The organism is Rhodopseudomonas boonkerdii (assembly GCF_021184025.1).
Taxonomy (GTDB): Bacteria; Pseudomonadota; Alphaproteobacteria; order Rhizobiales; family Xanthobacteraceae; genus Tardiphaga; species Tardiphaga boonkerdii.
The window spans coordinates 1277746-1296158 of the sequence record NZ_CP036537.1; the positions used below are offsets into that span (position 1 = coordinate 1277746).

Annotated in this window: 16 protein-coding genes; 6 read left to right on the forward strand and 10 right to left on the reverse strand. The window is 62.1% G+C overall.

From position 1 onward, the window contains the following. Positions 1–109 precede the first annotated feature (109 nt). The 6 genes from E0H22_RS05940 to ygfZ all read right to left on the reverse strand — a co-directional run bounded on the left by E0H22_RS05940 (position 110) and on the right by ygfZ (position 7564). Complete coding sequence (locus tag E0H22_RS05940; RefSeq protein ID WP_233024725.1) at positions 110–1801, reverse strand: thiamine pyrophosphate-dependent enzyme; 1692 nt, start codon at positions 1799–1801, stop codon at positions 110–112. A 130-nt stretch (positions 1802–1931) separates the two neighbouring features. Next, positions 1932–4631 carry a DUF2339 domain-containing protein gene (locus E0H22_RS05945; protein WP_233024726.1) on the reverse strand — a complete coding sequence of 900 codons (2700 nt, stop codon included), beginning with the start codon at positions 4629–4631 and terminating at the stop codon, positions 1932–1934. 274 nt (positions 4632–4905) lie between these two features. Further along, positions 4906–5412 carry a tyrosine phosphatase family protein gene (locus E0H22_RS05950; protein ID WP_233024727.1) on the reverse strand — a complete coding sequence of 169 codons (507 nt, stop codon included), beginning with the start codon at positions 5410–5412 and terminating at the stop codon, positions 4906–4908. Between the two features lie 33 nt (positions 5413–5445). Then, positions 5446–6060: an HD family hydrolase gene (locus E0H22_RS05955; RefSeq protein WP_233024728.1), complete on the reverse strand. Its 615-nt coding sequence runs from the start codon at positions 6058–6060 to the stop codon at positions 5446–5448. Beyond that, positions 6060–6686, reverse strand: coding sequence for a DNA-3-methyladenine glycosylase I (locus tag E0H22_RS05960; RefSeq protein WP_233024729.1), 627 nt, complete (start codon positions 6684–6686; stop codon positions 6060–6062). Before E0H22_RS05960 ends, E0H22_RS05955 begins: the two co-directional genes overlap by 1 nt. After that, positions 6683–7564, reverse strand: coding sequence for a CAF17-like 4Fe-4S cluster assembly/insertion protein YgfZ (ygfZ, locus tag E0H22_RS05965; RefSeq protein ID WP_233024730.1), 882 nt, complete (start codon positions 7562–7564; stop codon positions 6683–6685). The genes E0H22_RS05960 and ygfZ overlap by 4 nt, the downstream gene beginning before the upstream one ends. Positions 7565–7694: 130 nt before the next feature. On the opposite strand from ygfZ, the gene E0H22_RS05970 reads away from it, so the two are divergent. After that, on the forward strand, positions 7695–9029 hold the full coding sequence (locus E0H22_RS05970) for a dihydroorotase (protein ID WP_233024731.1): 1335 nt from the start codon (positions 7695–7697) through the stop codon (positions 9027–9029). A gap of 127 nt (positions 9030–9156) precedes the next feature. Here the strand turns inward: E0H22_RS05970 and E0H22_RS05975 are convergent, their stop codons facing one another. The 4 genes from E0H22_RS05975 to E0H22_RS05990 form a co-directional block, all read right to left on the reverse strand. Beyond that, on the reverse strand, positions 9157–9423 hold the full coding sequence (locus tag E0H22_RS05975) for a hypothetical protein (protein WP_233024732.1): 267 nt from the start codon (positions 9421–9423) through the stop codon (positions 9157–9159). A 239-nt stretch (positions 9424–9662) separates the two neighbouring features. Beyond that, entirely contained in the window at positions 9663–10325 is a 663-nt protein-coding gene (locus tag E0H22_RS05980) for a sulfite oxidase-like oxidoreductase (protein WP_233024733.1), read from the reverse strand. Between the two features lie 30 nt (positions 10326–10355). Continuing rightward, on the reverse strand, positions 10356–11591 hold the full coding sequence (locus E0H22_RS05985; RefSeq protein WP_233026160.1) for an MFS transporter: 1236 nt from the start codon (positions 11589–11591) through the stop codon (positions 10356–10358). A gap of 387 nt (positions 11592–11978) precedes the next feature. Then, positions 11979–13403, reverse strand: coding sequence for an amidase (locus tag E0H22_RS05990; protein ID WP_233024734.1), 1425 nt, complete (start codon positions 13401–13403; stop codon positions 11979–11981). Positions 13404–13558: 155 nt separating this feature from the next. Between E0H22_RS05990 and E0H22_RS05995 the strand changes: the two genes are divergently transcribed. The 5 genes from E0H22_RS05995 to E0H22_RS06015 all read left to right on the forward strand — a co-directional run bounded on the left by E0H22_RS05995 (position 13559) and on the right by E0H22_RS06015 (position 18400). Next, the gene (locus E0H22_RS05995; RefSeq protein ID WP_233024735.1) at positions 13559–14401 is read left to right on the forward strand and encodes an alpha/beta hydrolase; all 843 of its coding nucleotides are present in this window, start codon (positions 13559–13561) and stop codon (positions 14399–14401) included. A 424-nt stretch (positions 14402–14825) separates the two neighbouring features. Next, positions 14826–15455 (forward strand): flavodoxin family protein, encoded by a 630-nt coding sequence (locus E0H22_RS06000; protein ID WP_233024736.1) that lies wholly within the window; start codon positions 14826–14828, stop codon positions 15453–15455. 39 nt (positions 15456–15494) lie between these two features. Then, positions 15495–16874: a glutamine synthetase family protein gene (locus E0H22_RS06005; RefSeq protein ID WP_233024737.1), complete on the forward strand. Its 1380-nt coding sequence runs from the start codon at positions 15495–15497 to the stop codon at positions 16872–16874. A 36-nt stretch (positions 16875–16910) separates the two neighbouring features. Then, the gene (locus E0H22_RS06010; protein ID WP_233024738.1) at positions 16911–17687 is read left to right on the forward strand and encodes a creatininase family protein; all 777 of its coding nucleotides are present in this window, start codon (positions 16911–16913) and stop codon (positions 17685–17687) included. Further along, positions 17684–18400: a TetR/AcrR family transcriptional regulator gene (locus E0H22_RS06015; RefSeq protein ID WP_233024739.1), complete on the forward strand. Its 717-nt coding sequence runs from the start codon at positions 17684–17686 to the stop codon at positions 18398–18400. The genes E0H22_RS06010 and E0H22_RS06015 overlap by 4 nt, the downstream gene beginning before the upstream one ends. The last annotated feature ends 13 nt before the right edge of the window (positions 18401–18413 follow it).

An 18413-nucleotide genomic window follows, 5' to 3' on the forward strand; every position in this document is an offset into this window, starting at 1 on the left:
GGCTTTGTGCAGGCTTGAAATGTTTCCGGTGAGAAAATAAGCAGGCGAGAGAAAGCGTATTTTCTCGATACAGTGGCGCCTCACCCCACGACGGGAGAGACGCAAAAGTTCAACCGGTGACCGACATCACGGCTTCCTTGATCTTCGCCAGCGCGTAATTGCCGATCATGTTCACATCGATATGCGGCAGGTTCGGAATCTCGTCGGCAGCTACCACGCAATCGACGATCGCCGGGCCATCACAGGCAAGCGCATCAGCGATGGCTTTCTTGAGTTCGCCAGGTTGCCTCGCTGTAAAGCCCTGACCGCCACAGGCGCGCGCGAGGGCGGCGAAATCCGGGTTCGGGAATTCGATAGCCTCGCGAAATGGGGCCAGGCCGACGCTCTCGGCTTCCAGAGTGATCAGGCCCAGGGCGGAGTTGTTGTAGACGATAATCTTGAGCGGCAACTTGTGCTGTACGGCCGTCATGAATTCGCCCATCAGCATGTTGAAGCCGCCGTCGCCTGTGAGCACGATGACCTGCTTGGAGCGATCGAGAATCTGGATGCCGTTGGCCTGACCAACGGCCGTCCCGACCGCCGCATTGTTGAATGAACCGGTGATGCGCTGGGTGCCGTTCTGGCGGATCCAGTTTGCCGACCACAATGTGTTCAAGCCGGTATCGAGCACGAAGATCGCGTCCGAACGGGCGAGATCGCTGGTGACGCGCGCAACGGCTTGCGGATGAATCTTGCCCTTGCTGCGGGCAGGATCGGCCTGCTTGTCGAGCATTTGATCCCACTTCTGGCGTGCGTGCGCGGTCTTTTCAAAGAACTTACCATCGTTTTTCGCCTGAACGCGGCCGAGCAGGATCGCCAGTGCGGGCCGGGCCGAGCTGATCACGCCGAGGGCAGTCGGTGTGCGCCGGCCCAGCGCCTGGGCACGCTCGTCGATCTGGATGACGTGGCCCTTGGTGGGCAGGAAGTTGGAATAAGGATAGTCGGTGCCGACCATCACCAGCAGGTCACAATCATGTACGGCATCATAGACCGGCTTGGTGCCGATCATGCCGAGGCCGCCCATCCAGCGTGGGTCGTCGAACGCCATGATCTCCTTGCCGCGCACCGAATGCACCAGCGGCGCCTTTAGCTTGTCGGACAGCGCGCGCAGCAGGTCTGCGGTGCCAAGCGCACCGTGGCCGCACATGATGACGACGCTCTTGGCGTCGTCGATGCGGCGTATGGCATCGTCGATAGCGGCCTCATTGGGCAGGATCTCGCCACGCGGGATGAGCGTCGCGATGCTCGATGTCGGTATGTCGGATTTCAGCGACAGCACATCCATCGGCAGCGTCAGATGCGCGACGCCGGGGCCGGCATAGGCGGCGGCGACGGCTTCGTGAAACACGCGCGGCGCCTGCGCGGCGGTGGTCACCGTCTGGGTGTAAAGCGAGACATCGCGAAACAGCAGGTCCGGCTCGGTGGTCTGGAAGAAATCCGTGCCTTTCATCGCCCGCGCCATGTCACCCGACAGCGCCAACACCGGCGCATGATCGCGTGCGGCTTCATAAAGGCCAGCAACGAGATGCGTGCTGCCCGGTCCCGTCGATCCCGCACAAACGCCGAGCTTGCCGGTGAGCTTGGCTTGGCCCGCTGCGGCCAAGGCCGCGCCTTCCTCGTGGCGCACGCCCACCCATTCGATCTTGGAGCGCCTCACCGAGTCCGCTAGGGGATTGAGCGAGTCGGCGACGAGGCCAAAAATCTGCTGTACGCCGATTTGTTCGAGGACATGGACGAGATCATCGGCGACGGTCTTCGACATCGGAAGGCTCCAAATTTATTGGGGACGCCGCAGAGAGGATAGCGGCTGCAGCGTGACCAACGGAAAGATGGATATTCAATTGTCGCGTTGCAGCATTAACATCACGCCCCAACAAACTTGTGATGTTGAATTAAGTTCCGGCAATCTCGGAACGAACCTCGTTTGTTCTTTTTCGGGAGAACAGGATGCGTTGATACAGATAGCCGATCGCCACCAGCACCAGGCCGAGGCACATGAAGGACAATGCGCGCCAGACGCCCGTCAGCGATGACATATCGATGAGGAAGGCCTTCAGGACGGTGAGGCCTATCACGACCGCCGAAGCCAGCCGCGCGCGTTGTGAGGAGAAGATGAGGCCGGCAGCGAGCAGCGCTACGCCGAAAATGAGCCAGGCGATCGACAGCGTATATTGCTCGGCGTCAAAGATCGGCGTGTTGGAAAAGACAGGACCGTGATAGATGCGCCGGGTTTCGAACGTCACATAGGTCAGCGCCAGCACAAGGGCGGCACCAGCAACGGTGTTGGCATAAGCCGGCTTGCGCTGGCCGGCTACAGCGTAGGACAGCAGCAGCGCCAGCACCGCGGGCAAGGCATAGCCGAGCAGCAGGAGATTGAAGACCACACCGCCCACGTCGATGCGCCAGATACTGGGGTTGGCGATGAAGAGCAGCCCGCCCAGCGAGGCGAGGCCGGCATAGACCGTCAGGATCACCGCGCCGACGTTGTGCACGATGCTGCCGCTGCGCACCCGCAGCCGTTCAAGGCCGATCGCCATGGCGAGCGTTGTGCAAACCTGCAGCGCGACCTCAAGAAGGTCCGAGTCGACGCGATAGACATCGCCACCATTGACGTAATGGCGGATCTGCAGAAACACGAGCAGAACGGTGAACAGGATCGCGGCGGATTCCACCATGCGCAACGGCGCATCGTCGCCGCTGCGGCGCATCAGCACGCTGGCGCTCCAGAACGATGCGGCCGGCACGCCGTAACCCCACAGCAGCCAGTTGAAGATCGGCGTCGTCCCGACGAGATCACCGATTACCCGCGGCTCCCAGGCCATGCGGGCGCAGACGATGCCGGCGAGGAGGGCAGCGAGCCAGCGCAGGAACGGGATCGGGCGCTGCATGGAAATCCATGCGGTGCCGAGCGCCATTAGCGCCAGAGAAATGGTGAGCCAACCCTTCTCCAGCGCAAAGGTCAGTGCCAGCGCCAGTGCGCCGAGCGTTCCGGTGGCAAACAAGGCGGTGGAAATCGCAATGCCGGGCCGCTGCGCGCGCTTGCCGAGTATTTCGGTCGCGGCGGCAAAGCCGGCTGCGATGATGACGGCGAGGATCGCGAAGGGCACCGAGCGATCAAGATGCGCAATCCGGGCATAGAGCGCGATCAGGAGTGCAATCGGCACGAAGGTGGCGCAAGCGGCCCAGATCACCGGAACGACCGCACTGACCGACCGTCCCTGCGCCAGGAAGCCGATAATGCCGAAGCCGAGGGCGAACACCGCGGCGCTGGCGAGATGCGTTGTCACGGAGCCCTGAATCGGGCTGACGCCGATGCCTTCCAGCGGCCCTCCGGGGAGCACCAGCAGATCGAGATTGCCCTGAATGGCCCAGGACAGGAAGACCGCCGCGACGAAGACGGCGGCGATGGCGACCGCGCCGGTCGCGGCTTGCGCATACCAGGCGACGAACAGCGTGCCGGCGACCAGCAGCGCGAAGGCGGCCATCGCCAGATCCGTATGGAAACTGGCGAGCACGATCAGCGTCGCGCCGAGCAGGCTGGTTCCGAGCGCCGCCGATGAAATCCCTTCAATGCGGCCGGGCTCGGCCGGTGGGCCATACATGAAGCCGCACACCACCAGCAGCGCGGCGAGCACGAAGCAGGCGATGACGTGGAAGACATGCGGCGCAACCAGCGTGGCTGCGTTATCGAGTCCCGGCAGCGTCCAGAAGGTCGTGAAGGCGATGGTGGTCAGCACCAGCCAGCGCCACATCCGCATCCGCGCCAGCGCAAAGGCGGCGGCGGTGACGATGGCGAGATAGATGTAGAGCGCCCAGTAGTCGGGCTTGCCTGATGACACCAGCATCGGCGTCACAAAAGCGCCGACGAGGCCGAGCCCCGCAAGCGCGGGTCCATGTAACAGCGCTGCGGCCATGGTGCCCATGGCGACGATGCCGAGCAGCACGAAGGCGGTGCCGGGCACGAGGAAGTCGTAGAGCGCGTAAGCCGCATAGATCGTGGCGAAGGCGACGGCCGTACCGGCCGCGGTGAGGATCGCCGGGATGTTGGCAATCGGCAGCGGTGCGATCGAGGAGAGCGATTCCTTTCGGCGCGCGAATTCGCCGGTGGCGAGCAGCGCCAGCGCGAACAGTCCGCCGAGCAGCACGCGCACCTCCGGGCCGAGCAGACCAGCCTCGATGGAATAGCGCACCATGAAGAGGCCGCCGAGGGCCAACGTCAGGCCACCCACCCAGACCACCCAGCGCGTGCCGATGCGTTCTTCGAAGCTGGGGTTGACGGCCGCGGGTGCCGTGGTTTCCGGTGCGGTTGCGGCCTCCGGCACCGGCTGGGCAAGAGAGAGCTCGGGCGGCTGCGACGGAATGAGCTCGTCGGTGGCGCTGGTGATCGGGTCTGGTGTCTTGATCTCGGCGGGCAATTCGGGCGCGAGCGGCGCTGCTGTTTCCACGGCTGCAGCAGCTGCGGTCGCGACGCGCGGCGCGGCTTCGAGCGCGTCGAGCCGTGCGCGCAGGATTCGCACCTCATGGCGCGCCTTGCGTGCAAAGAAGAAGGCGACGATGGCAACGACAAGCGCAATGAAATCGAGATCGAACATGTAACGTAAGTCCTCAGTCTTCTTCCATCCTTGTCCCACAAGGGATGGAGGTAGGGAAGCTGCCGCGACCAAACGCTCAGCCCTCATGGTGAGGAGGCGCGTAGCGCCGCCTCGAACCATGAAAGGATGAGACTCCGCGTGTGCGGCCATCCTTCGAGACGCCGCTGCGCGGCTCCTCAGGATGAGGACCGAGTTGGTGGTGACATCTTGGCGACTAGCAGCTTAGTGCTCGTCGAAGTCGCAATGGTTCAAGCCGCGAATGAACTTTGGCGCATCAATCCAGATCGATGCGAAACGGCTTGCCGGCCACCATCAGGCTGCCGGGACCCATGGCATCGAGCGCACGGATCATCCGTCCGTTGCGGCCGAGCGCGTTGTCGGCGAGCGATACGATCAACCGGTTTGGCGATGCGATGGGAGAGGCCGCGCGGATGCGCTGCGCGATCTCGTGCTCGTCGCGATCGGGATTGAGCATGCAGGCCGCGGTGAAGGCGCTGGCCGTGGAGCGCGAGATGCCGGCATAGCAGTGGATCACCAGCGGCGCGGCACGATCCCAGCCGCGCACGAAATCCATCACCTGCGTCACATGGCTCGCATCCGGCGCGACGAAACCGTCCATGGCTTCGGTGATGTCGTCCACCTGCACTCGCAGGTGATTGTCCTCGGTCACCGTCTCTGGTCGCACCACCTGCGCCACGTTAGCCATGATCGTCAGCACATGGCTCGCCCCCGTCGCCTTGACGGTGGCATGCAGGTCGGCGAGGGAGCAGACATAGATCATGATGTTCTTTCTACCGCGAGCGCGCTGTGCGTGTCATCCCGCCTTCAGCACCTCGAACCGCGCGAGAAACCGCCTTTCCGCTTTGCTGGCAGACCACGGGGTCAGATACTCTGCCTCCATGTCGAGCGGCAAACACGGATCCTTGCCAAACAGCCGCTTCGCGTCGGCTTCGGCGAAGCCTGCAAGCCGCGTGGCTTCCAGATAGGCCGCGGCCATATCGGCATTCTTGATTGCCTTGGTCATTTTCGGGTCGAGCTCGGCCGGCAAGCCGAAACGCATATGGATCGCCGCGAGCAGGCGACGTTCCACCATCTTGTAGGCATTGCCAATCACGGCCTTGAACGGCGAGATCATGTCGCCGATCACATATTCCGGGGAATCGTGCAGCAATGCGGCGAGCCCCGCGCGGTCAGTCATGCGGGTGATCTGCTCGCGCATCACGGCTTCGACGAGCAGCGAATGCTGCGCGACTGAGAAGATATGGGCACCGCGGGTCTGCCCGTTCCATCGCGCCATGCGCGCGAGGCCGTGGGCGATATCTGCCACCTCGACATCGAGCGGCGAAGGATCGAGCAGATCGAGCCGGCGGCCTGACAGCATGCGTTGCCAGGCGCGCGGTGTGCCGCCTGTCACGGTTGCTTTGGCCATTACGTCGCCTTCAGCCGCAGCGGGCGTTTCTTCTTGCTGCACAGCGCGTGGCAGTAGCAGGAGGTCAGGTGGTCATTGACCATGCCGGTGGCCTGCATGAAGGCATAGACGATGGTCGGGCCGACGAATTTGAAATTGCGCGCCTGCAGTTCCTTGGAAATCTTGATCGACAGCGGTGTCGAGGCCGGCACGCTGGCATGCGTCTTGAAATTGTTGACGATCGGCTGGCCATCGACGAAATCCCACAGGAACTTCGAGAAGCCGGGTCCTTCCTCCATGATTTTCAGATAGCCTTTGGCGGAGAGGATCGTACCCTCGATCTTCGAGCGATTGCGCACGATGCCAGCGTCGTTCATCAGCGCATGCACTTTCTTCTCGCTATAGCGCACGATCTTTTCCGGCTGGAAGTCGTCAAAGGCCTTTCGGAAGTTGTCGCGCTTGCGCAGGATCGTGATCCACGACAGGCCGGCCTGGAAACCGTCGAGGATGAGCTTCTCATACAGCGCGCGGTCGTCATATTCCGGCACGCCCCATTCGGTGTCGTGATAGGCGACGTAGAACGGATCTTCGCCCGGCCAGGGGCAGCGTGTCTTGCCGTCGGCATGCGTGATCGGAGCTTTGCTCATGCGGTCTTTTTGGTAGCGAAGGCGCGGACGGCTTCGGGATCAGTGAGGTGGATCGTGATGTCGCCCGCCAGCAACGCGGCGCCCGCATCGAGTGCATCGGTGGCGCGGTCGGTGCGAACCAGCGCGAGACCATTGCCGCCCGCGGATGAGCCCATGGTGCCGACCGGCTTGTCGGCAGCGCGGATTTCCGTTCCGGCGACAGGCGTGGCGCCATCGAGCGTCACGGGTACGATCCGTGTCCTTGTGGTGCCGCGGTGCTGCATGCGGGACACGACTTCCTGGCCGATATAGCAACCCTTGTCGAAATCGACGCCGGCCATCCGGTCCATATTGGTTTCGTGCGGGAATGCATCGCCATAGGCGAAGTCGATGCCCCCGCGGGGCACACCGCAGGCGATGCGATGCGCTTCATAGCCGGTCTCATCGATGAGCTCGGCGCCCATGATTGCGGCCGTCTTCTCCGCAAGGTCGGCCGGCACCAGGATGCGATATCCCAGCGTTGCATTGCGTGGATCGGCGAAGCTCAGGTCCGGTTTCACTGCGGGTTCGCCGTCCCATACCGCGAGCACGCCGAGCCGGTCAGACAGATTCTCCACCGTCACCTTGGCGCGCAGCTTGTAGAAGCCGAGCTTGGTGGCGAGCGGCTGCGCCAGCTCGCGCGGGCAGTCGATCAGCAGGCTGCCGCCATTGCCAGCGGGCCCCTCCGTCACGAGAAAATCAGCCACGATCTTGCCCTGCGGCGTCAGCAGCGCACCAAACCGCGCGCTGCCCGGGACGAGCGCGGCGATGTCCGAGGTGATGAGGTTGTTGAGGAAGCTGCGGGTGTCGTCCCCGGTGATCCTCACCACACCCCGATCGGGGAGAAATGCTGCTTTCATGCGGAAAATCTCGAAAAAACTCAGGAATCGTGGCTGACGGATTTCAACGCCAAAGTTAAGCCGCTAAGATGCCGGTAACAAGGCCTGCGCCCATCATGCGCGGCATCCACAGAGTGCAAGCGAGACCGGTATGAGCGAGACTTTCGACACGATTCTGAAGAACGGCATCGTCGTCAATCAGGATGGTGAGGGCCAGCGCGACATCGGAATCCGCGACGGCCGCATCGCGGCGCTCGGCACGTTCGGGCCGCAGCAGGCGGGCAAGACCGTCGACTGCAAGGGCCTGCACATCCTGCCCGGGGTGATGGACACTCAGGTGCATTTCCGCGAGCCCGGCCTTGAGCACAAGGAAGACCTCGAAAGCGGCTCGCGCAGCGCCGTGATGGGGGGCGTTACCGCTGTGTTCGAGATGCCGAACACCAATCCGCTGACCATCGACGAGACGACGTTCACCGACAAGGTGAAGCGCGGTCATCACCGCATGCATTGCGATTATGCGTTCTTCATCGGCGGTACCCGCGAGAATGTGCAGGACCTGCCAGAGCTGGAACGGGCACCCGGCTGTGCCGGCGTCAAGGTCTTCATCGGCTCTTCCACCGGAGCCCTGCTGGTCGAGGACGACGACAGCCTCCGCCGCATCTTCCAGGTCATCAGGCGCCGCGCCGCTTTCCATGCGGAGGACGAGTTCCGCCTCAACGATCGCAAGGGCCTGCGGATCGAGGGCGACGCCCGCTCGCATCCGGTGTGGCGCGATGAGGTCGCGGCGCTGATGGCGACGCAGCGCCTGGTCAATCTCGCCCGCGAGACCGGCAAGCGCATCCATGTGCTGCATATCTCGACCAAGGAAGAGATCGATTATCTCCGGGATCACAAGGATGTTGCCTCCTGCGAGGCGACGCCGCATCACCTCACCATGGCAGCGCCGGAATGCTATGAGCGTCTCGGCACGCTGGCGCAGATGAATCCGCCGGTGCGCGATGCCAGCCACCGCGCCGGCATCTGGAAGGGCATCGAGCAGGGCATCATCGACGTGCTCGGCTCCGACCACGCGCCGCATACGCTGGAAGAGAAGCAGAAGGTCTATCCGGCCTCGCCCTCGGGCATGACCGGCGTGCAGACGCTGGTCCCGTTGATGCTTGATCATGTGAATGCTGGCCGGCTGTCGCTGCAGCGTTTCGTCGATCTCACCAGCGCCGGTCCGGCGCGGCTCTACAACATGGCGATGAAGGGCCGCATCGCTGCCGGCTATGACGCCGACTTCACCGTGGTCGATCTCAAGCGCAGCGAAACCATCACCAACAAGTGGGTGGCCTCGAAGGCGGGCTGGACGCCTTATGATGGGGTAACGGTGAAGGGCTGGCCGGTCGGCACCTTCGTGCGCGGCAGGCAAGTGATGTGGCAGGGCGAACTCGTCACGCCGTCGCAGGGCGAGACGGTGAAGTTTCTGGAGACGTTGAAGCAGTGAGCACGCTCGAACTGTCATCACCCGCGAAGGCGGGTGATCCAGTAAACGACGTCAGTGTGTTGAAGCGCGATCGGTAGAGTTTACTGGATCGCCCGGTCAAGCCGGGCGATGACAGTTCGATTGAGATCTACTGTCTTGCCAGCGTCAGTGAAAACTCGCCATTGCGCACGCGCGTTGGCAGGCCTTCGACAAACTTCGCCACCGCATCCTCGCCGTAGGTCCCGACCAGTTCCGCGAAGGCTGCGAACAGGCTCGCCTGGGCAAGGCAGTCGCCGTCGACGCCGTCATGCCGCGCTTCGGCCCATGCCTCGTTGAGATAGCTGAGCGCCGCTCGCTTCTGTTCCTGATCCGGGAGGGGAGCGCTGGTGGGCTGGTAGGACAGGCGTTCGCTCATGAAATTCCCAAACAATCTGCGGCAGGATGCCGGCGCATATCCGTGTCGGTGCGAAAATGATTCTGTCGGTGCAATTGAGATTTACCACGCGTGGCGTGGGCAGCGAGCGACATCTTTAAGAAAGGTTAACGCAGCGGATTCACATTGTCGGAGATCGTATTAACAACTGGAACCTAAATCGGAAAACATTGATTTCAATCGTGAAATCATTTGCGCGCATCGGCTGCCGGGGTGTCCGATCAATCATCCGAATAGCGCTGTTCCAGCCACGGATCGCCGCGATTGTGGTACCCTCGGATTTCCCAGTAGCCAGGCTTGTCATCGCCGCGGAACTCGATGCGCTGCAGCCATTTGGCGCTCTTCCAGAAATACAGATGCGGCACGACCACGCGCACGGGGCCGCCATGGTCGCGGTCGATCGGCGTGCCTTGCCACGAATGCGCCAGCAGCGCATCGTCGGCAGCGAAATCCTCGATCGAGAGATTGGTCGTGTAACCGTCATAGGATTCAAGCGACACGAAACGTGCATCGGGCTTCGGCCGGCATGCATCGAGCAATGCGCGGGTCGAAAGGCCTTCCCACTGATTGTCATAGCGCGACCAGGTGGTGACGCAGTGGATGTCGGAGATGAAAGTTGACTGCGATTGCGCGGAGAATTGCGCAAAGTCCCAGAACAGCGGCGTCTCGACGGCGCCATAGACATCGAGGCGCCAGCGCTCGCGGGAGATGTCGGGTGTGAGGCCCAGATCCAGCACCGGCCAGTCCTGTGTCAGGTGCTGGCCGGGCGGAAGTCGTTCGGTGTCCGGGCGTGCGTGCCGGCCGGTGAGAAAACGGCCCTCGCGCGCCCAGCGCTGCTTGGTCTGCGTCAGCTTGGATTCTGCAGGCGTTTTGTCCTCATCCATCGCTGACGCTCCATGGTTGGGTGTTGACCGTCACTCGTGACGGTGCATGGCCGAGTTGTGCTTGGTGTCGCGCATCGTGGCGTAGATGAGCAGCGACAGGAAGATCATGGCCGACAGGTAATAGTAGAAATAATGCTCGTGCCCCGACTGCTTGAAATACAACGCGACGGCCGGAGCCGTGCCGCCGAAGATCGAGACGGTCAGCGCGTAGGGTACGCCGACGCCCATGGCGCGGATATTGGTCGGGAACAGTTCCGCCTTCACCACCGCATTGATCGAGGTGTAGCCCGCCACGAAGATCCAGGCGCCGCAGATCAGCAGGAACGCGACAAAGGGCGACTTGGTGGTCTGCAGCGTGGTGAGGATCGGAACCGTGCAGAGCGTTCCGGCCACACCGAAGAAGATCAGCAACGGCTTGCGGCCGAAGCGGTCCGACAGCGCGCCATAGATCGGCTGCAGGATGCAGGCGAACACCAGCGTGCCGAAGATCACCGTGGTGGTCTGATCGGCTGTGAGGCCGACCGAGAGTTTGACGAAGGTCTGCATATACGTCGTGAACGTATAGAAGGCAGCCGTGCCGCCGGCGGTGAGGCCGACAACCAGCAGCAGTTCGCGCGGATATTTCAGCAGGCCGGCCATCGAGCCCATCGGCTTCGACTGCTTCTTTGCTTCCGTGAATTGCTCGGTCTCGTGCATGTCGCGACGCATCACGGCGGCGAAGATGGCGAGGCTGGCGCCGATGAAGAATGGAATGCGCCAGCCCCAGTCCTTCAGCTCCTGCTCGGTGAGGAACACCTTCTGCAGCAGCAGGAGAACGATGATGGCGGTGAGCTGGCCGCCGATCAGCGTCACATACTGGAAGCTCGAATAGAAACCGCGATGGTTGGGATCGGCGACTTCCGACAGATAGGTCGCGGAGGCACCATATTCGCCGCCGAGGCTGAGGCCCTGGATGATGCGGGCGAGCGCCAGCAGGACGGGTGCGGCGAAGCCGATGGTCGCATAGGTCGGGGACAGCGCGATGATCAGCGAGCCGAAGCACATGCAAAGCACCGAGACGGTGAGCGACAAGCGGCGTCCATAGCGGTCTGCCAGGAAGCCGAACAACCAGCCACCGAGCGGGCGCATCAGGAAGGTCGCGGCGAACAGCACGGCCGCATTGAGCTGCTGCACCACCGGATCGTTGGAGGGGAAGAAGGCTGGCGCGAAATACAGCGCGAAGGCGGTGTACGCATAGAAGTCGTACCATTCGACGAGATTGCCCATCGAGCCGATGAAGATCGCCTTGATGCGTTTTTTGGCGTCGTCGAAATGGAGTTTGCCGTCCGCCGGCGGTGCGAATGTATCAGCCACTAAAAGCCCTCATATTCCGTGAAACGAAATGTTCGGTTGCCATGAGTGGGGGAAAAAGCCAATGCCGGAAATGCATTGCTGATGGCGGGATCGTTCGATCCGCCTGCGCCCGCGACGCAGCATTACGTCTTTAAACGTAAACTGCGGCAATGTGGCTTATACTAAAGTATGAATTTCTCGGCGGTATCCGGCTCGGCCGTAGGGCGGATCAGGCGAAGCCGCAATCCGCCGCCGAGTTTCAACTATGAAATCGGCCGGCGGATTACGCTCCGCTTATCCGCGCCCTGCGTCCGAGTGCAGTTACTTCGCCGGGCGCGGATCGATGGGCGTGATCGATTGCAGGCCCAAAATATCCTCCAGCACGCGGGCGCCGGCGAGCAGCGAGGCTTCGCCGCGCGGCGGGCCGACGATCTGCAGACCGACCGGCAGGCCGGTGGTGGTGAACCCGCAGGGGATCGACAGCGCAGGGCAACCGGTGACCGTGATCGCATAGACGATGCCGAGCCACTGCACGTAGTTGTCGAACTTGGTGCCGTTGCATTCGGCGAGATAGCGCTGCTCGATCGGAAAGGGCGGCGTGATGGTCGCCGGGCACAGCAGCAGATCGTATGTCTGGAAGAACTCGTAGGCGCGGGCCGCGAGTGTCACGCGCTGCGTTTCGGCCTTGGCGATTTCCTCGACCTTCAGCTTCAGGCCTTCCTCGATATTCCAGATCACCTCCGGCTTCAGCTTGTCGCGATGATCGCGCAGCAAGCCGAGCTTGGAGATGGCGAAGTCATAGGCGCGCAGCACGTGGAAACATTCATGGGCTTCACGAAGGTCGGGATGTGCTTCCTCGACGATGACGCCTGCCTCGGCAAAACGCTCGGCCGCCTTGCGGGTCAGCGCCGCGACTTCCGGATCGACGGGGGTGATGCCGAGATCGGGCGAGTAGGCGATCCGCTTCGGCTTCTTGCCCGCACGCACGGCGGAGCGGAACGTCTCCGGCAGCTTTGGCAGCGAGATCAGGTCGGCGGGATGTTCGCCGCTCATGGCGTCGAGCATCAGCGCGAGATCTTCGACATTGCGTGCCATCGGGCCCTGCACGCTGACCATGCGAGCCAGCGCGATATTCGGCGTCGAGGCGACGCGGCCGACGCTTGGGCGCAGGCCGACAATGCCGCAGAAGCTGGCGGGGTTGCGCAGCGAGCCGCCCATATCCGAGCCATGGGCGATCCAGGCCGTGCCGCTGGCCAGCGCCGCGGCCGCGCCGCCGGACGAGCCGGCCGCCGATTTCGACAGATCCCAGGGATTCAGGGTCGCGCCGAACACGTCGTTGAACGTATTCGCGCCGGCGCCGAATTCCGGCGTGTTGGATTTCGCATAGACCACACCGCCATTCTCTTCGAGGCGTTCGACCAGCACGTTGGACTTGGTGGGCACCACATCCTTGAAGATCGGCGAACCTTGCGTGGTGCGCACGCCGGCGACGGAGGTCAGATCCTTGATCGGCACCGGTAGGCCGGCGAGGATGCCGCGCTCACCGAGCGGCTTCTTCATCAATGCCCTGGCATGGTCGCGTGCGCGATCGAAGCACAGGATCGGCAGCGCGTTGACCTGCCCTTCCACTTCCTTGACCCGGGCTTCCAGCGCATCGAGCAGGTCGAGCGGCGTCACCGTCCCGCTATTGAGTTGATCGACGACGGCGCAGGCCGTCGCTTTGATGAGGTCGGAATGGGAAGCCACGCACGTCTCCAGTGTGATGCAGAAAAAGCGGAGGCAGCATGATGGTCAGGTGCGTGGCGGTCTAGCCCATTTCTTGCATAATTGGGGCCCATGAGATGGGGGCCCATGAGCGGCCGCGTGCCATACAATCAGAGATGCAAGCAGGGAAGACAACCATGAGTAATGCTTTCGGCGATTCCAACTGGCGCGCGATGTCGCGCGAACAGCTCGATGCCGGTCTCAACAACGGCACGGCCGTTGCCGGAAGTGCCGAGATCGCCAATGGATGGGGACAACGTTCGGATGCGATGAAGGCGAAATACCCCGCATATCTCGACATCGCCTATGGTCCGCGCGAGCGTAACAAATTCGATCTGATCAAGGTCGCCGAAGGCGGCCCCGTGCTGCTGCTGATCCATGGCGGCTACTGGCAGATGCGCTCGAAGGATTTCTTCACCTGCTTCGCCGCTGGTCCCATCGCTCATGGCATCAATGTCGCTGCGATCGGTTACACGCTGGCGCCCGATGCGACGCTGGACGAGATCGTTGCGGAAGTTCGTGCCGGAGTCGATGCCCTGGTCGATCAGGCTGGAAAGCTCGGCATCGATGCGAATCGTATCGTGGTGTCCGGCTGGTCGGCTGGTGGTCATCTTACGGCGACCACGCTGTCGCATCCGAAGGTGAAGGGCGGTGTCGCGATCTCGGGCATCTACGATCTCGAGCCGATCCGTGCCTCCTATCTCAACGAAAAGCTCAAGCTCGATGAGGCGATGTCGAAGCGGCAATCACCGCTGATGCAGGATGGCCCGAACAAGCCGCTCGCCATCGTGGCCGGCGGCGCCGAGCTGCCGATCCTGCGTCAGCAGAGTGCCGATCTCGCGGCCTATCGCGCGCAACACGGGCTGCCCGTGAGCTATGAGGAGATTCCGGGCGCGGATCACTTCTCGATCATGGCTGAACTGGAGAAGCCCGACGGGCGGATCACGGCGCTGATCAAGGATTTGGTCGCGCGGATTTAAACTCCGCCACACACTCAGTCCCTCATCCTGAGGAGCCGCGCAGCGGCGTCTCGAAGGATGACCGAGTGCTCTGCATGCATGGTTCGAGACGCGCGCCAAGTGGCGCGCTCCTCACCATGAGGGTGGCGTGTGGGGCCTGAAAGAGCGCGTGGCTAATGCGTCCGCGCCAGGCAGACCGCCACCACCTGCTCCAGCGATTTGATCCAGAATTAGCGCTCGGCGTCGTTGCCGCGCACGGCAGACACGTTTCAGCACGTGGGTGTCGGCGCGTCTTCAACCTCTTGGCTCTCCGTCGGGGCTCGGCACTGCGATCGTCGGGAAGGACGGGCGTCGGTGCGGCGATGCCTCTAATTAATTTTATTGACCGATCATTTAAATTAATGTAGCAATCCCGTCACTGACGATCGAGTTTCAGAGAGGGATGATGCAGGCACTGGTTCTCAGTTCGAGCCCCCGACGGAATGGCAATTCCGCCGCACTGGCGCAGGCCGTCAGGCAGGGGCTGGAGGAAGCCGGCCATGCGGTCAGGTTCGTTTATGCCGACGACGTTCTCGCCGCCTTTCTGAGGGATTGCCGGCAGTGCCGTCGGGACGATGGCGAATGCGCAATCGATGACGGTTTTCGCGCCGTGTTTTTCGACGGCTTTCTGCCTGCCGAAGGCTTCATCGTTGCGACGCCGATCTATTGGTACGGCGTGTCATCGCAGCTCAAGGCCTTCTTCGATCGCATGTTTTGTTACGTCGCGGCGTCGCATCCGCAGTCGTCTTCGGTCGTGGAGCGGATGATGGGCAAACGGATCGGCCTGGTCCTGAGTTCGGAGGAGACGTTCCCGAACGTTCCCGCCGGGATCGTGCATCAGCTTCAGGAATACAGCCGTTACACGCGCTCGACCTTCGTCGGGCATGTCCATGGCTACGGCAATGCGCGGAGCGATGTGGAGCGCGATCCCCATCAGCCGCTCGCGCGTGCCCGGCAATTCGGGCGGGAATTCTTCACGCGTCACGCCACCGATTACCAGATCGATACGCCCCGCGCGGGGCGCGTCTGGGGCTAGTGCGTCGCGACACAAACAACGGATGAACAGGAGTTGATCATGCACGGACACCAGGAAGCAGCCGACCTGCAGAAGAAACTGACCAGCCAGGGCGTCGAATATTGCTTCGCCAGCTATGTCGATATTCACGGAATATCGAAGACGAAATGCGTTCCGATCAGCCATCTGGAGGATATGGCGCGCGGCTCGGAGCTCTTTACGGTCGGTGCGCTGGACGGCATGGGGTTGATCGGCCCGCAATTCGACGAATGTGCCGCCGTTCCGGATCTGGCGACCGCGACGATCCTGCCCTGGGACAAGCGATATTGCTGGTTTGCGTCCGACCTTCACTATCACGGCGAGCCCTATGCAAATAGCAGCCGCGTTATTCTCAAGAAGGCGCTGGAGAAGGCTGCATCGAAGAAACTTGCTTTCAATGTCGGCATCGAACCGGAATTTTACGTCTACCGGAAAATGTCCGACGGCTTTGCGCCCTTCCAGACCGAAGCCTTCCGGGGCAGCACGCCTGCCTATGATCTCGATCAGACGTTCCTTGCCACGCCTTTGCTGGAGCAGCTCACGCGCTATGTCGATGAACTGGGATGGGGACTCTACTCGTTCGATCAAGAGGGCGGGCACGGCCAGTTCGAGATCGATTTCGGTTATGCCGACGCGTTGACGACCGCTGATCGTCTGACGTTCTTCCGCTTCATGGTGAAAAATGTCGTTCGTTCGTTCGGAGCCGTCGCCAGCTTCATGCCCAAGCCGTTCAGCAGCGATTTCCGCTCTGGTGCCCATCACAACATGTCGCTGATGGATACGCGAACCAATGAAAATCTCTTCGATATCAAACGACGTCCAGTAGGCGAGCTTGCCCGCGGCTACGGACTCGAAGCAACCGACGAGGCCCTTCATTTCATCGGTGGACTGCTCGATCATGCGGAAGCGCTCTGCGCGGTGACGTGCCCCAGCTACAACTCCTACAAGGGACTGATCGCACGAGGAGACATGCCGGATATGTCATGGGCGCCCGTGCTGCAGGCCTATGGCAGTAACAACCGCTCGGCCATGCTGCGTCTTCCCATGAACCGGCCCTGCATCGAGAATCGCACGCCGGACATGAGCGCCAATTTCTATCTGTCGACGGCACTGAGCCTCCACGCCGGGCTCTATGGTCTCGAAAACCGCGGCGATCCGGGCCGGCCTCTGAATGAAAACCTCTACCTCGAGGACAATCCCCGTTCGAAGGGCCGCAATCTGCGGCGCCTGCCGCGCACCTTGCTCGAAGCGACGGAGGCATTGGAAGCGAGCACGTTTGCCAGGGATGCTTTCGGCGAGGCCTTCGTCGATATTTTCGTGGCGCAAAAGAAGAAGGAATGGGAAGCCCAGTTCTATGCCGTCACGCCAACCGAGCGTGAGCAGTATCTGGCTTTCGTTTGAGCGTGAGCGGGATGCTTTCGAACAAGGAGAGCGGATATGACGGCCTGGGCGCAATCGACGGGACCTCAATTGGGCAACTTGGTCCGCACTGCCGGACGCTCTCTGGCGGTCTTCCCGATCGGGGCGACCGAGCAGCACGGATCGCATCTCATGACCGGGACCGATACACTTCTGGTGGAAACGGTCTGTCGTGAGGCGTGCCACCGATGCAATGTGCCGATGCTGCCGGCGCTTCCCTACGGCTGCTCCTATGGTCATACGCAGGCCTGGCCGGGCACCGTGTCGCTTTCGCCTGGAACGCTTGCAAAGGTTCTGTGCGAAGTCGCTCGCTGGGCGATCGACGGTACCGGCATCGATCGATTGCTCTTTGTCTCCGGTCATGCCACGAACGCTCCGTCCATCGAAAGCGCCATTCTTCAGCTTCGTTATGAATATCCGCGCGTGCGCTTCGCGAATCGCGGGCTTTGGGAGATCTCGAATGAGGCCCACCGGATCTACACGAGCGATGGCGCGGACATCCACGCGAATGTAGCTGAAACATCGATGGTGCTGGCGATCGAGCCGCAGGGCGTTCAGATGGATCGGGCGGAAGATGTCACGGATGTGACTGCCGGGCGGCTCTGGCGTTATGCAATGCCTGCGGTGACGGCGAATGGCGTGGTCGGGCGCCCTTCCGAAGCAACGGCCGCCGCAGGGCGGCAGATGCTGGACCGGCTTGTGCAAGATCTGGAAACCGTGCTGGAGCAGGCCCAGGCCGAGACGTGGCCGCTGGTTCAATGCCCGCCTCATTCGGCGAAAGGTGATGCTGCATGACCGATAAAAAACGCATGGGCGCGAAGAAGCTCTCCCAAACCATAGCCGGGAGTCTCGATCAAAAATCGAGCGTGGTGGCCGATGAGGGCGCTCTTGCGGCGAAAGCTAAAGGCAAGCCTGCGCGAAAAGTGGGGCGGCCTCCGCTTGAGGTGCCGAACGAGGAGCGGCGCAATGCGATTGCCGCCGTTGCCTTGAAATTATTCTCGGAGTCCGGATTTTCCGCCGTTTCGACGAAGGAGTTGGGCGAGGCCGCCGGGGTCAATCCCGCACTCATCTATTATTATTTTGCAGACAAGGATGATCTCTTTCAGTTTGTGGTCCGCAAGGCACTCGCAGACGCCTTGTCGGCTTACGAACGGATAAGGCGCACGCAGAGCGGCGCCGACAGTCTGGAAGCCTGGCTATCCAGCAATCTCCTGCTCTTTGGAGAGATCACGCGCTTTCTCAAGATCGTGCTGGACTACGCCCATTCAGGGCGTCGGTCGGCCCAGACGGACGAAGCGATATCGCGATTTTACTCCACGGAAGTCGAGCTTCTCGCGAACGCGCTGCTTCAGGATGGCAAACTCACGCGTCCGCAGGCCGCTGATCTGGCGTCCCTTGTATCGGTTTTCCTCGATGGCGTGATGGTGGCGCGCGTCGTCCGGCCAGAGATCGATTCGGAGCGGCTTGTTGGTTTGATGCGCGAGCTGCTCGGCCGGAAGAAAAAGTAATCCAGGATACCGC

Excerpts from the sequence above, each read along its gene's own strand:
- E0H22_RS06015 (WP_233024739.1), top strand. The coding sequence starts at position 17,684 with ATGACCGATAAAAAACGCATGGGCGCGAAGAAGCTCTCCCAAACCATA.
- E0H22_RS05995 (WP_233024735.1), top strand. The coding sequence starts at position 13,559 with ATGAGTAATGCTTTCGGCGATTCCAACTGGCGCGCGATGTCGCGCGAA.
- E0H22_RS05940 (WP_233024725.1), bottom strand. The coding sequence starts at position 1,801 with ATGTCGAAGACCGTCGCCGATGATCTCGTCCATGTCCTCGAACAAATC.
- E0H22_RS06005 (WP_233024737.1), top strand. The coding sequence starts at position 15,495 with ATGCACGGACACCAGGAAGCAGCCGACCTGCAGAAGAAACTGACCAGC.
- E0H22_RS05975 (WP_233024732.1), bottom strand. The coding sequence starts at position 9,423 with ATGAGCGAACGCCTGTCCTACCAGCCCACCAGCGCTCCCCTCCCGGAT.
- E0H22_RS05945 (WP_233024726.1), bottom strand. The coding sequence starts at position 4,631 with ATGTTCGATCTCGATTTCATTGCGCTTGTCGTTGCCATCGTCGCCTTC.
- E0H22_RS06010 (WP_233024738.1), top strand. The coding sequence starts at position 16,911 with ATGACGGCCTGGGCGCAATCGACGGGACCTCAATTGGGCAACTTGGTC.
- E0H22_RS05985 (WP_233026160.1), bottom strand. The coding sequence starts at position 11,591 with ATGGGCAATCTCGTCGAATGGTACGACTTCTATGCGTACACCGCCTTC.
- E0H22_RS05970 (WP_233024731.1), top strand. The coding sequence starts at position 7,695 with ATGAGCGAGACTTTCGACACGATTCTGAAGAACGGCATCGTCGTCAAT.
- E0H22_RS06000 (WP_233024736.1), top strand. The coding sequence starts at position 14,826 with ATGCAGGCACTGGTTCTCAGTTCGAGCCCCCGACGGAATGGCAATTCC.
- E0H22_RS05950 (WP_233024727.1), bottom strand. The coding sequence starts at position 5,412 with ATGATCTATGTCTGCTCCCTCGCCGACCTGCATGCCACCGTCAAGGCG.
- E0H22_RS05980 (WP_233024733.1), bottom strand. The coding sequence starts at position 10,325 with ATGGATGAGGACAAAACGCCTGCAGAATCCAAGCTGACGCAGACCAAG.
- E0H22_RS05960 (WP_233024729.1), bottom strand. The coding sequence starts at position 6,686 with ATGAGCAAAGCTCCGATCACGCATGCCGACGGCAAGACACGCTGCCCC.
- E0H22_RS05955 (WP_233024728.1), bottom strand. The coding sequence starts at position 6,060 with ATGGCCAAAGCAACCGTGACAGGCGGCACACCGCGCGCCTGGCAACGC.
- ygfZ (WP_233024730.1), bottom strand. The coding sequence starts at position 7,564 with ATGAAAGCAGCATTTCTCCCCGATCGGGGTGTGGTGAGGATCACCGGG.